The organism is Ruegeria sp. BB9, from assembly GCF_056539345.1.
Genome location: NZ_JBQFUU010000005.1, coordinates 37,406 through 49,737 on the forward strand (window position 1 = coordinate 37,406; position 12,332 = coordinate 49,737).

Annotated in this window: 11 protein-coding genes; 4 read left to right on the forward strand and 7 right to left on the reverse strand. The window is 62.2% G+C overall.

Going from position 1 to position 12,332, the window contains the following annotated elements; genetic code table 11:
• Nucleotides 1–63: 63 nt before the first annotated feature.
• A complete protein-coding gene (gene sseA, locus ACR0FC_RS15845) occupies nucleotides 64–918 on the forward strand; it encodes a 3-mercaptopyruvate sulfurtransferase (protein WP_170342530.1) in 855 nt (284 codons plus the stop codon).
• Nucleotides 918–2,102: an amino acid aminotransferase gene (locus tag ACR0FC_RS15850; protein WP_170342528.1), complete on the forward strand. Its 1,185-nt coding sequence runs from the start codon at nucleotides 918–920 to the stop codon at nucleotides 2,100–2,102. Before sseA ends, ACR0FC_RS15850 begins: the two co-directional genes overlap by 1 nt.
• Before the next feature lie 67 nt (nucleotides 2,103–2,169).
• Here ACR0FC_RS15850 and ACR0FC_RS15855 read toward each other — a convergent pair whose 3' ends face one another.
• Together ACR0FC_RS15855 and ACR0FC_RS15860 are read right to left on the reverse strand one after the other, a co-directional pair.
• On the reverse strand, nucleotides 2,170–3,498 hold the full coding sequence (locus ACR0FC_RS15855) for an ammonium transporter (protein WP_093963690.1): 1,329 nt from the start codon (nucleotides 3,496–3,498) through the stop codon (nucleotides 2,170–2,172).
• A 34-nt stretch (nucleotides 3,499–3,532) separates the two neighbouring features.
• Complete coding sequence (locus ACR0FC_RS15860) at nucleotides 3,533–3,871, reverse strand: P-II family nitrogen regulator (RefSeq protein WP_093963790.1); 339 nt, start codon at nucleotides 3,869–3,871, stop codon at nucleotides 3,533–3,535.
• A 255-nt stretch (nucleotides 3,872–4,126) separates the two neighbouring features.
• Here ACR0FC_RS15860 and ACR0FC_RS15865 point away from each other — a divergent pair, with 255 nt between their 5' ends.
• The gene (locus tag ACR0FC_RS15865; RefSeq protein WP_170342525.1) at nucleotides 4,127–6,313 is read left to right on the forward strand and encodes a transglycosylase domain-containing protein; all 2,187 of its coding nucleotides are present in this window, start codon (nucleotides 4,127–4,129) and stop codon (nucleotides 6,311–6,313) included.
• 48 nt (nucleotides 6,314–6,361) lie between these two features.
• On the opposite strand, the gene leuB is transcribed toward ACR0FC_RS15865, so the two are convergent.
• Together leuB and ACR0FC_RS15875 are read right to left on the reverse strand one after the other, a co-directional pair.
• On the reverse strand, nucleotides 6,362–7,465 hold the full coding sequence (leuB, locus tag ACR0FC_RS15870; protein ID WP_170342523.1) for a 3-isopropylmalate dehydrogenase: 1,104 nt from the start codon (nucleotides 7,463–7,465) through the stop codon (nucleotides 6,362–6,364).
• A 143-nt stretch (nucleotides 7,466–7,608) separates the two neighbouring features.
• Nucleotides 7,609–8,502 (reverse strand): LysR family transcriptional regulator, encoded by an 894-nt coding sequence (locus ACR0FC_RS15875; protein ID WP_170342521.1) that lies wholly within the window; start codon nucleotides 8,500–8,502, stop codon nucleotides 7,609–7,611.
• A 96-nt stretch (nucleotides 8,503–8,598) separates the two neighbouring features.
• Between ACR0FC_RS15875 and ACR0FC_RS15880 the strand changes: the two genes are divergently transcribed.
• The gene (locus tag ACR0FC_RS15880; protein ID WP_170342519.1) at nucleotides 8,599–9,510 is read left to right on the forward strand and encodes a Rossmann-fold NAD(P)-binding domain-containing protein; all 912 of its coding nucleotides are present in this window, start codon (nucleotides 8,599–8,601) and stop codon (nucleotides 9,508–9,510) included.
• On the opposite strand, the gene ACR0FC_RS15885 is transcribed toward ACR0FC_RS15880, so the two are convergent.
• The 3 genes from ACR0FC_RS15885 to leuD all read right to left on the reverse strand — a co-directional run bounded on the left by ACR0FC_RS15885 (nucleotide 9,505) and on the right by leuD (nucleotide 12,316).
• Entirely contained in the window at nucleotides 9,505–10,551 is a 1,047-nt protein-coding gene (locus ACR0FC_RS15885) for an endonuclease/exonuclease/phosphatase family protein (protein WP_170342517.1), read from the reverse strand. The genes ACR0FC_RS15880 and ACR0FC_RS15885 overlap by 6 nt on opposite strands.
• Nucleotides 10,548–11,378: a hypothetical protein gene (locus tag ACR0FC_RS15890; RefSeq protein ID WP_093963685.1), complete on the reverse strand. Its 831-nt coding sequence runs from the start codon at nucleotides 11,376–11,378 to the stop codon at nucleotides 10,548–10,550. The genes ACR0FC_RS15885 and ACR0FC_RS15890 overlap by 4 nt, the downstream gene beginning before the upstream one ends.
• 332 nt (nucleotides 11,379–11,710) lie before the next feature.
• A complete protein-coding gene (gene leuD / locus ACR0FC_RS15895; protein WP_170342515.1) occupies nucleotides 11,711–12,316 on the reverse strand; it encodes a 3-isopropylmalate dehydratase small subunit in 606 nt (201 codons plus the stop codon).
• Nucleotides 12,317–12,332: the final 16 nt, after the last annotated feature.

Below are 12,332 nucleotides of genomic sequence, written 5' to 3' on the forward strand. Positions count from 1 at the left end.
CCAGCCTTGAACCCGCACCCTTGCGCGTATAGGGAAATCCCTGCGCGTAAAGGGGAGGCTTTGATGCTGGACGATCCAAAAACCCTGGTTTCCACCGAGTGGCTTGCCGCCCACCTCAAGGACCCGGATCTGCGGATTCTCGACGCCTCGTGGTACCTGCCGCAGCAGGGGCGCGACGCCCGCGCCGAATACGAGGCCGGACATATTCCTGGCGCGCGGTTCTTCGACATCGACGAGATCTCGGACCACCGCTCGGACCTGCCGCACATGGCGCCTCCGGTCGAGAAATTCATGTCGCGCCTGCGCGCGATGGGTGTCGGCGATGGCCATCAGGTCGTTGTCTATGACGGCGCGGGCCTGTTCTCGGCGGCGCGGGTCTGGTGGTTGTTCCGCCTGATGGGGCAGGAGAACATCGCCGTTCTGGACGGCGGCCTTCCCAAATGGGTCGCCGAAGGGCGCGAAATCGAGGATCTGCCCCCTGTCATCCGCGATCGCCACATGACCGTGCGCGTGCAGAACCACCTGGTCCGCGACGTGACCCAGGTCTCAGCCGCCGCCAAGCTGGCCGATCACGAAATCATCGATGCCCGCGCCGCCGACCGTTTTGCCGGATCCCAGCCTGAACCGCGCGAGGGTTTGCGGGCGGGGCACATCCCCGGTTCGCGCAACGTGCCGTTCGGACAGTTGCTGAATGCCGATGGCACCATGAAATCGCCCGAGGAGTGCCGCGCGGTGTTCGAAGCCGCAGGCGTCGATCTGTCGAAACCCGCCATCACCACCTGCGGGTCAGGCGTGACCGCCGCGATCCTCAGCCTTGCGCTCGAGCGCATGGGCAAGAAAGACCATTCGCTTTATGACGGCAGCTGGGCCGAATGGGGCGCCTTCCCGACCCTGCCCGTCGCAACCGGAGACTCCTGATGTTCGAAAATCTCAAGCCGCAGCCAGCCGACAAGATCCTGGCCCTGATGCAGATGTATCGCGAGGACCCGCGCGAGCAGAGGATTGATCTGGGTGTCGGCGTCTACAAAGACGCCAATGGAGTGACCCCGGTGATGCGCGCGGTCAAGGCCGCCGAGCACCGCATCTGGGAAGAACAGCAGACCAAGGCCTATACCGGGCTGGCCGGTGACCCGGCCTATGCCGATGCGATGATCACGCTGATTCTGGGCACCAGCGTGCCGCGCGCCAATATCGCCGCCGTGGCCACCCCGGGCGGCACAGGCGCCTGCCGGCAAGCGTTCGAGCTGATCCGCATGGCCAACCCCTCGGCCCGGGTGTTCGTGTCGAACCCGACCTGGCCGAACCACATCTCGATCCTGAACTACCTGGGCATCGAAACCGTCGCCTACCGCTATTTTGACGAGGAAACCCGTGGCGTCGATTTCGACGGCATGATCGAGGACCTCAAGACCGCCAAGGCCGGCGACGTGGTGCTGCTGCATGGCTGCTGCCACAACCCGACCGGCGCCAACCTGAACATGGTCCAGTGGCAAGAAGTGGTGAACCTGATCAACGACCGCGGCCTGGTGGCGATGATCGACATCGCCTATCAGGGCTTTGGCGACGGTCTGAACGAGGATGCGCAGGCGACCCGGCTTGTCGCTTCGTCGGTCAAGGAATGCCTGATCGCGGCGTCCTGCTCGAAGAATTTTGGTGTCTATCGCGAGCGGACCGGTCTGCTGATGGCCATCAGCGCCGATGCGGGCCAGACCGCGCTGAACCAGGGCACGCTGGCGTTTCTGAACCGCCAGAACTACTCGTTCCCGCCGGATCACGGCGCACGCGTGGTGACCACGATCCTGATGGATGAGGGTCTGCGCGCCGACTGGATGGCCGAACTGGAGGAGGTTCGCCTGTCGATGCTCGGCCTGCGCCGCCAACTGGCGGACGAGCTGCAGCGGCTGAGCGGATCGGACCGGTTCGGGTTCTTGGCCCAGCACCGCGGCATGTTCTCGCGCCTGGGCGCCGCGCCCGAACTGGTCGAGAAACTGCGGGTTGAGCACGGCATCTACATGGTCGGCGACAGCCGTATGAACATCGCCGGGTTGAATGAGGCCACCGTGCCGATCCTGGCCAAGGCCATCATCGACGTCGGCGTCTGAGGTTAGGCATTTCAAAAAAGAAACCCGGGCACGAATGCCCGGGTTTTTTGTTTGGATTGAAAGGGGCTCAGCCCTTCGAGAACTCGGGATAGGCTTCCATGCCCAGCTCGCCCATGTCGAGGCCGTTGATCTCTTCTTCCTCGCCAACCCGCAGGCCGACGGTGGCTTTGAGGATCGAGAACAGGATGTAGCTGACCACGAAGACGAAGATCCCGATGGCCGCAAAGCCGATGATCTGGGTCACGAAGGACGCGTCCCCATTGGTCCAAGCCACGATGAAGGTGCCCCAGAAGCCCGCGATCAGGTGAACCGGGATGGCGCCGACCACGTCGTCGATCTTCATCTTGTCCAGCAGCGGCACGGTGTAGACCACGATCACGCCACCGATACCGCCGATGATCAGCGCCTGGAACAGCGACGGTGCCAGCGGTTCGGCGGTGATCGATACCAGCCCGGCCAGCGCACCATTCAGCACCATTGTCAGGTCGACCTTGCCGTACATCACCTGGGTGAGGATCAGGGCAGCGACTGCGCCGGCGGCGGCGGCCATGTTGGTGTTGGCGAAGATACGGCTGATGTCAGCCATGTCGCCGATCGTGCCCATGGCCAGCTGCGAGCCGCCATTGAAGCCGAACCAGCCCAGCCACAGGATGAACGTACCCAGGGTGGCAAGCGCCAGGTTCGAGCCGGGGATCGGAACGACCTTGCCGTCCTTGCTGTACTTGCCGATCCGGGGGCCCAGCACGATGGCACCGGCCAGCGCGGCAAAGCCACCTGCGGCGTGCACCAGGGTCGAGCCTGCGAAATCGCTGAAGCCCATTTCGGACAGCCAGCCGCCGCCCCACTGCCACGATGCTTCGATCGGGTAGATGACACCGGTCAGGACGATCACGAAGATGAAGAAGGGCCACAGCTTGACCCGCTCGGCCATGGTGCCCGACACGATCGAGGCAGTGGTGGCGCAGAACATCAGCTGGAAGAAGAAGTCCGAACCGACCGACGCATAGGACAGATCGGTTTCGACGCCATCAAGGCCAACCGGTTCCAGCGAGGTGGGCGAGAAGGCGCCCAGAATGCCGGTGATGGTCCAGCCGTCGCCCGGATACATCAGGTTGAAGCCAACCAGCCAGTACATGATGGCGGCAAAGGAAAACAGGCCGATGTTCTTGACCAGCTGCATGGCCACGTTCTTGGAGCGCACCAGACCGGCCTCGAGCATGGCAAAGCCCGCGGCCATCCAGAACACCAGGAAGCCGCCCATCAGGAACAGCAGCGAGGTCAGGATATATTGCGTATGCTGCGCGGTTTCGCCGGTTGCGGCGGCCTCCTGCGCCAGGCCCATCTGCGGCAGCGCGACGATCGCGGCGGCAGGGATGAGGGATTTCATCAGGTTCATGTTCAGTCCTCGAATGATTGTCGGTCGCGGCGCCTTACAGCGCCTCTTCGTTGAGTTCCCCGGTCCGCACGCGCAGGGCCTGCTCGACATCGAGGACAAAGATCTTGCCGTCGCCGATCTTGCCGGTCTTGGCGGTTTTGGTGATGGTTTCGACGATCTGGTCGGTCATCGCGGCGGGCACCACGATTTCCAGCTTGATCTTGGGCACGAAGTTCACCGCGTATTCGGCGCCCCGATAGATTTCGGTGTGACCGGATTGCGAGCCGAAGCCCTTGATCTCGGTCACCATCATGCCGCGCACGCCCGCCTCGGTCAGTGCCTCGCGCACCTCCTCGAGCTTGAACGGCTTGATTGTCGCAATGATCAGTTTCACGTCTTTCCCCTCTTCTGTTCCGGTGGGTCCGGCTTTGCACCTGCAGAAAAAGAGCCCGACATGGCCGCTCAAGGAACGATTTCGGCAAAAAGACGCTGGGGAAGAGGGGCAAAGTTGCACATTTTTTGCACAAAAGCGGCAAAGTGATTAAAAAATACGCAAGTGTGAGAGGGAAATTCGCGCTATTTCACACCTCTACATAGGCGCGACAGCACGGTATGGTGCCACAAAAGCAAAAACGGGCAGAGTTTGAGCATGACTGAGTCCAAGCGTCGAAAACCGCTGGTGGCGGACAAACGGTATCCGTCCGGAGGCCGCAAGACCTCGTCTGCCAAGCGGACGGCGAAACCGGCGGGCAAGAAGGCGACGGCGCGCAAGACTACGACCCGAAAGACCAGCCGCAAGCCCCGGCGCAAGCGTTCGGGAGGCGGGCAAGGCGGCTTCTTTCGCCGGCTGTTCCGCTGGATATGGCACCTGATCTGGGGGCTGACCTGGCGGGTGGGTGCGATAGCCGCTCTGCTGCTGGCGCTTGCCGTTGGGGTTGTGTACTCCACCCTGCCCGAGGTCGATGCGCTGCTGGACGGGCGCGCGCGCGGGTCGGTCACCCTGCTGGATCGGGACGGCAAGGTCTTTGCATGGCGGGGTGATCAGTTCGGCGGCGTTATCACCACCGACACCGTGTCGCCGCATCTGAAGAATGCGGTAGTCGCGACCGAGGACAAGCGGTTTTACCGTCACTTCGGCGTAAGCCCGCGCGGCATTGCCAGTGCGGTGAAGATCAACCTGTCCGAGGGGCGTGGCCCACTGTCGGGGCATGGCGGTTCGACCATCACCCAGCAAACGGCCAAGCTGCTGTGTCTGGGCGTGCCGTACGATCCGACCGAGTGGGAATCGGAAGCGGCATACGAGGCTGACTGCCGCCAGGGGTCGCTGTGGCGCAAGGCCAAGGAAGCGATCTACGCGATGGCGATGGAGGTCAAATACTCCAAGGATGAGATCCTGACCATCTATCTGAACCGGGCGTTTCTGGGGGCCGGGGCCCGCGGGTTCGAGGCGGCCAGCCAGCGCTATTTCGGCAAGTCCGCGGCCGAGGTGGATCCGGCCGAGGCGGCGATGCTGGCGGGGCTGCTGGTTGCGCCCACGCGCTATGCACCCACCAACAACCTGCAACGCTCGCAGGACCGGGCCAAGGTGGTCATCAGCCTGATGGAGGATCAGGGTCACCTGACCACGTCACAGGCAACTGCGGCCCGCAACAACCCGGCCGAGCTGTCCGAGGCCGCCGCCGCCCGCGCCGGGGGCTATTTTGCCGACTGGGTCATGGCCAGCGGCCCCGAGTTCTTTACCCGCAACACCACCGAGGACGTGGTTATCAAGACCACGCTGGACCAGCGGATCCAGCAGGCGGCCGAGGCGGCGCTGAAACAGGTGTTCGACGAAAAGGTCAGCGAAGGCTCGAAAGCGCAGGCCGCGATCGTGGTGATGTCGGCCGATGGTGCGGTCCGGGCCATGGTGGGCGGACGCAAGACCAAGGTGTCGGGCGCGTTCAACCGCGCGACGCAGGCGCTGCGCCAGACCGGGTCTTCGTTCAAGCCCTTCGTCTATGCCACCGCTCTGGAACTGGGCTATTCGCCATTGGCCACGGTGGTGGACGAACCCTATTGCATCGACATCCCGGGGTCCGGCCAGTGGTGCCCAAAGAATTACACCAATAAGTTCTACGGCCGCGTGACCCTGGCGGATGCGCTCAAGAACTCGCTGAACATCCCAGCCGTCAAGGTGGCCGAGGTTGCCGGGCTGGACAATGTGCGCACGGTGGCTAGCGGGTTCGGGATCGAAAGCGATCTGGCGGCGGGCCCTGCGCTGGCGCTGGGCGCCTCGGAAAGCACGCTGATCGAAATGACTGGCGCCTATGCCGGTATCCTGAATGGTGGCTCGTCCGTGGAGCCGTACGGCCTGACCGAGTTGAAACTGCTGGGTGATGATGCCCCGATGATGGTGACAACGACCGGGATTGGCGAGCGAGTGATCCGAGACGAAGCTGCCAAGCAACTGACCTGGATGATGGAACGCGTGGTATCCGAGGGAACTGGACAACGCGCCAAGTTGCCGGGATGGCAGGTTGCAGGCAAAACAGGCACGACCCAGGCCGCCCGGGATGCGTGGTTCATCGGCTTTACCGCGGACTATGTGGCCGGTGTCTGGATGGGCTATGACGACAACACACCGTTGTCGGGCGTGACCGGCGGTGGGCTGCCAGCCGAGATTTGGAAGGAAACCATGGTGCGGGTCACCGAAGGTATGACTCCGACCCCTCTGCCGATGCTGGCTCCGGCCGCTCCGGTCCAGACGACTCAGCAATCCCAGCCACGCCGCAGGCAGCAGGGTGGCTTTGCCAAGGCCGTCGACAGTCTTTTGAAGGATCTCTTTGGCGGCAATTAGACCGCAGATGATCAGACGGGCGGCGCTGGGCGCCGCCCGGATCGGTCGTTACAGGCTTTCGTCCAGCGCGGCGACGATCGCATCGCCCATTTCGCTGGTCGAAACCGGCTGAACGCCTTCTTCGGCCAGCAGATCAGCCGTGCGGACACCATCGGCCAGAACCTTTTCGACCGCCGCTTCCAGACGATCGGCCTCGGCGCCTTGGTCAAAGCTGTAGCGCAGCGCCATTGCAAAGCTGAGGATACAGGCGATCGGGTTGGCCTTGCCCTGGCCGGCGATGTCGGGGGCCGAGCCGTGGACGGGCTCGTACAGCGCCTTGGGCCGGCCATTGGCCATCGGTGCGCCCAGCGAAGCCGAGGGCAGCATGCCCAGCGATCCGGTCAGCATTGCAGCGCAATCAGACAGGATGTCGCCGAACAGGTTGTCGGTCAGGATTACGTCGAACTGCTTGGGTGCGCGCACCAGCTGCATGGCGCCGTTGTCGGCATACATATGGCTCAGCTCGACCTCGGGGTAATCCTTGCCGACGCGGGTCACCACCTCGCGCCACAGGATGCCCGATTCCATCACGTTGGCCTTCTCCATCGAGCACAGCTTCTTGTTGCGGCGCATCGCCAGTTCAAAGGCCGAGCGCGCGGCGCGTTCGATCTCGGATTCGGTGTAGCGCTGGGTGTTGATGCCCACGCGCTCGTTGCCTTCCTCGAAGATGCCGCGCGGCTCGCCGAAATAGACGCCCGAGGTAAGTTCGCGCACGATCATGATATCGAGGCCGGCAACCACGTCCTTTTTCAGCGACGAGAAATCGGCCAGCGCGTCAAAGCACTGTGCCGGGCGCAGGTTGGAATACAGGTCCATTTCCTTGCGCAGGCGCAGCAGGCCGCGCTCGGGCTTCACGCTGAAATCCAGATCGTCGTATTTCGGGCCGCCCACGGCGCCCAGCAGAACCGCGTCGACCTCTTGCGCCTTGGCCATCGTCTCGTCCGACAGAGGCTTGCCGTGCACGTCATAGGCGGCACCGCCGACCAGATCCTCGCTCACGTCGAATTCAAGGCCGCGCTTGGCGCCGAACCAGCCGATGATCTTGCGCACTTCGGCCATGACTTCGGGGCCAATTCCGTCTCCGGGCAGGATGAGGAGCGAGGGGTTGGACATGAACGGTCTCCTTGCGTTTTTCAGCATCGGGCCTAGCGTTTGCGGTGCATCTGGTCAATGAGGCGATCTGGTCAAAATGCGCGGATTCTGGGCCGTACGGCGCGAAAAACGCCGCTGAACATGCGCCTGGCACCCGATCTGGGTTACAAGCTGGCTTTCAGTCCTTCTGCCAGCAGGTCCCAGACCCGGCGAATGCGCGGCGTCTGCCGCATGGCCTGCGGCGCAGCCAGCCAGACCGGCAGGACCGGGATGTCCACACCCAACGGCAGAATTTCGACCGCAGGATCAGCCTCGGCCACTTGAACCTGGCTGAAACCGATGCCGCAACCCGCACGGATCAACTCCCAATAGGCGCTTTGAAGATCGCAACGGGTGGCAAAGTTTTCTTTGCTGGCAGGCCAACCCTTGGCCTGCATCTTCGAGATGATCAGGTCGTTGGAGTCGAATCCCACCAGGTCATGCTGAAACAACTCTTCGGGGGTGGTTGGACGACCGGCACGGTCCAGATACGACCGGGCTGCGCAGAAACACAACGGTACGTCGCCCAGATGCCGGGTCACGATATCGACCTGCTCGGGGCGATACATGCGAACTGCGATATCAGCTTCGCGGAACAGCAGGTTCTCGCTGATGTCGGTGGCGACCAGTTCCAGCTGGATCGAAGGTTCTTGCCTGCGGATGTCCGCCAGAATGGACGGCAGGATATGGTGTGATGCGAAGACCGATGCCGTGATGCGAACCGTCCCGCCCAGCTGTTGCGACTGTCCGGCGGCGGCCAAGTTCAGCTGACGCATGGCCGCGTGCATCTGTTGCGCCATCGGTAGCAATTGCTGGCCGGCGGCGCTGAGCTTCAGGCCTCGCGCATGGCGATCGAACAGCGACACGCCCAAATCCGTCTCGAGCGCCTGCACCTGGCGACCAAGCGTCGGTTGACTGCGCCCCAGTTCCCGCGCGGCCGCCGACAACGATCCCGTTTCCGCAACTGCCAGAAAGCTCTGCACCAAAGACCAATCAGAAAGAGCCAAGGTTTTATCCATGCGCAGATGAATACATGCTCTGCGTTTTTCGGCAATTCCCAAAGGTGCGTGAATGGATATCTTTTGTTCAACCGCCAGGGCTGACAGGAGGTCGAGATGACGGGAAGGGTGCTGATCCTGGGATCTTCGGGGCGTTTTGGCCGCAATGCCGCAGACGCGTTTCAAGCGGCCGGATGGACGGTGCGGGGATTTGACCGCGCGAGGGATGATCTGTCCACCGCCGCCAGAGGCACGGATGTCATCGTGAATGGCTGGAACCCGCCATACACCGAGTGGGCGCGGCAGGTGCCGGAGTTGCATGCTCAGGTCATCGGTGCGGCACAGGCAACCGGGGCGACCGTGATCGTGCCCGGGAACGTCTATGTTTTCGGGGCCGATACGCCCGGGCCGTGGGCGGCAGATACTCCGCATCTTGCAACCAACCCTCTTGGCCAGATTCGGATCCGGATGGAGGAGGCCTATCGGTCGTCGGGCGTGCGCACTGTGATACTGCGCGCCGGGGATTTCCTCGACACGCAAGCCTCTGGGAATTGGTTCGACCAGATCATGATCAAGCCGCTGGCCAAGGGGCGTTTCGTCTATCCCGGTGACCCTGACATTGCCCATGCCTGGGCCTACCTGCCGGATCTGGCCCGCGCTGCGGTTCTGTTGGCCGAGATGCGGGATGACTTGCCGCGTTATTGCGACATTCCTTTTGCCGGATACACGCTGACCGGCCGCCAACTGGCACAAGCATTGACGGAAGTGACCGGAGCTCCGGTGCGCCTAAGGCAGATGAACTGGTGGCCAGTTGTTCTGGCCCAGCCGTTCTGGAAACTGGCCCCGCATCTGCTTGAGATGCGCTATCTGTGGGACACGCCGCACCGCTTGGATGGCTCGTTCTTCGACTCGTTGATCAGCGATTTCGCATCCACGCCGCCGCACGAGGCTTTGAAATCCGCTGTGCAGTCCGTGTCGCATGATAGCCCGCGAACCACAGACGTGGATCGAGTTCAGGGCCTGTCATAGGCCCGGCCGCATGTCCGGGTGTGACAGGTCAACCCAAATCAGACGATGTCGGCTGGCCTTGCGGGCCGCGGCAAGGGGCGCACCGTTGGCGTCGGTCCAGTGGATGCCGGCGTCTTCAACCACCCAGTCGGCCGATGGCAGCAGATAGTCAACACGCCGTTCGCCCACCGCTTTCCAAACCACCGTTACAGCCGAGCCTGCGCCATCCACGGGTTGCGGATCCTGCAGGCTGGGGTGCTGTAACAGATCGCGTATGGCTTCATTGCGCCCCTCGCCCAGGTTCGGGTCAAGATTGGCGTCCCCGGCAATGATGAAACGACTTTTCGGGGTTGGACCCAGCCCGCCGTCAAGCAACACCGACCACAGCCGGATCTCATCGCGATTGCGCAATCCGTTGCGATCCTCAGGCCCGTCAAAGACAGGAGGGGTGGCGTGAAAGGTCATCAGGTTCAGGCGGCCTTGAGGTGTCTCCACTGGCACGATCCAATGGGCGGTCGACGACAGGCGTTGAACCGCGCGGGCCTGTTCAGACGGGAAGGGCAAACCGCCACGGGTGGGTAGCGTCGCGCCGGGCAGGTCCTTCCACAGCAGCGCCGAGAGGTCACGAACCTCATCCTTTGCGATTGGATAACGGGACAGCACGGCCAGCCCGCCATTCCCGGTGAAACGGCCCCATCCCTGGGCGTCCCCGGGTCCGCCCCGTTCTCCGTCCCCGTCCAGATCAAGCGACGTCATCAGCCCCGAGTTGGGCTGGCCAGCGAAGAGATGCGGGTAATCCAGCCCTGCCGCGCGCAACCGATCAGCCAGAGCGGACAGGGCCAGGTTGTCATGGTCCCAGTCGATGCCTTGCAGGGCCAGAACATCGGGGGCAGTGGCGGTCAGAACGTCAATCACGGCCTGCACCTGGGGATCATCACGCCGAATATCCCGCAGCAGCAGGCCCGGACCTTTCCGGCCTAGCTCAGCATTGAAGCTGGCAACGCGCACTGGCTCTGCCTGCGCCGCAAACGGCAGCAACAGCAGAACAAGAATACGGATCATGCGGTTTGGGTCGTCTCGGCGGTCGAGTAGGCGCGGCGTTTTTCCACGATCAGCCCGGCAATGCGCAGGGTTGCCATCCCGCGCATGATCATGCTGGCCGGCAGGAAGGCCCACGCGCTCATGGTCCAGATCAGCGTCTGCGGATTGGACAACGACAGCGGATCAATGAAATCCGTGAGCAGCTTGATCAGGGCCGGAATCAGGAACGGCAGCAGAACGCCGACCGAGATGTTCAGTCGACCGTCGCGCTGCAGGCGAGTCACCACGTCTCCACCCTTGGTGGGGTCGAACAGGGGCAGGTTGGTCCAGACATTGAACGCCCCATTGCCAGTGGGCCATCCACGCAGTTTGACCGCGTAGGCGAAGCTGGCGATCGTGACCAAAGCGGCGACATAGGCGACACTTGCCGTAATGCGCACCAACTCGACCAGGGGTTGGCTCGCGTCAGCAGGCAGCATCAACACCACCAGGCGGACAGGCGAATAGGGGAAGTCGACGACATTCGCGACGGCCAGACCGACCGAATACACGGTGCTGGTCAGTTCCGTCGGCGCATAGGCGTTCTTGCAGATCAAGGTCAGAAACGAGATCATCGACATCAGGCCGACAAAGCGCAGTCTGTTCACGGGCGGCGCATCGCGGAATTCGATAAAGCTGGGAAAGGCCGAGTTGTATTCGGCGAATGTCAGGATGAATGCTAGGATTGCCAGAAAGACAACGATCTCGGTCCCGTTGGACGTAGATGCGGGCAGATACAATGCGGGTGTCAGCACCAGAAGTGCCACCAACAATCCCCGTATCGCAGCCCCTGTTGTGCGAGCAATCACTATCCGAACCCTTTCCAAACCGGACCAGTCGATTCTTTGCCGACTTGGTTCCAACTTGATGCCCGCCAATCTCGATATTTGGCGGATGCCCCTTTAGCGCCATCATTGGCGATAAGCGGCATTTCGCTCAAGCCGAGGTGCAGAAAACACGTGATTTCGGGCAAAAAGATGGCGAAACTGGTGCGGCTTTGCATCATTCACGTCGCAAATTCGACGTGTAATGGAAATGGTTCTCTACATGTTGTGGTTGCTTTGACTTTAACCCCAAGAATGCGAACGGGGCCGCCTTGGCGACCCCGTCAGGTTGAGTATCCACAGGTTCTTCCCCAGAATCACACCCAGGGGCGCGCCTGGCTGGCATGGGACTCGAACGAGTCGATGTGGTGATCTTTTTCCATCGTCAGGCCGATATCGTCCAGACCGTTCAGCAGGCAATGCTTGCGGTGCGGGTCGATATCAAACTCGATCACGACGCCGTCCGAGGTGACGATCTGCTGATCTTCCAGATGCACGGTCATGCGCGCGTTCTCGCCCTTGTGGGCATCCTCCATCAGCATGACGTGGTGGTGTTCTTCGACCACAATGGGCAGGATGCCGTTCTTGAAGCAGTTGTTGAAAAAGATATCGGCGAAGCTGGTCGAGATGACCACCTTGATACCGAAATCCTTGATCGCCCAAGGCGCGTGTTCCCGAGATGAGCCGCATCCGAAGTTGTCGCCGGCCACCAGAATCTCGGCGTTGCGATAAGCGGGTTTGTTCAAGACGAACTCTTCGTTTTCGCGCCCGTCATCGTGATAGCGCATCTCGTCGAACAGCACGACGCCGAGGCCGGACCGTTTGATCGTTTTCAGGTGCACCTTGGGAATGATCATATCGGTGTCGATATTGATCAGGGGCATGGGGGCTGCCACACCGTGGACTTTTTCAAACTTTTCCATGTTCACACTCCTGCGG

Excerpts from the sequence above, each read along its gene's own strand:
- ACR0FC_RS15875 (WP_170342521.1), bottom strand. The coding sequence starts at position 8,502 with ATGGATAAAACCTTGGCTCTTTCTGATTGGTCTTTGGTGCAGAGCTTT.
- ACR0FC_RS15855 (WP_093963690.1), bottom strand. The coding sequence starts at position 3,498 with ATGAACCTGATGAAATCCCTCATCCCTGCCGCCGCGATCGTCGCGCTG.
- sseA (WP_170342530.1), top strand. The coding sequence starts at position 64 with ATGCTGGACGATCCAAAAACCCTGGTTTCCACCGAGTGGCTTGCCGCC.
- leuB (WP_170342523.1), bottom strand. The coding sequence starts at position 7,465 with ATGTCCAACCCCTCGCTCCTCATCCTGCCCGGAGACGGAATTGGCCCC.
- ACR0FC_RS15865 (WP_170342525.1), top strand. The coding sequence starts at position 4,127 with ATGACTGAGTCCAAGCGTCGAAAACCGCTGGTGGCGGACAAACGGTAT.
- ACR0FC_RS15850 (WP_170342528.1), top strand. The coding sequence starts at position 918 with ATGTTCGAAAATCTCAAGCCGCAGCCAGCCGACAAGATCCTGGCCCTG.
- ACR0FC_RS15880 (WP_170342519.1), top strand. The coding sequence starts at position 8,599 with ATGACGGGAAGGGTGCTGATCCTGGGATCTTCGGGGCGTTTTGGCCGC.
- leuD (WP_170342515.1), bottom strand. The coding sequence starts at position 12,316 with ATGGAAAAGTTTGAAAAAGTCCACGGTGTGGCAGCCCCCATGCCCCTG.
- ACR0FC_RS15885 (WP_170342517.1), bottom strand. The coding sequence starts at position 10,551 with ATGATCCGTATTCTTGTTCTGCTGTTGCTGCCGTTTGCGGCGCAGGCA.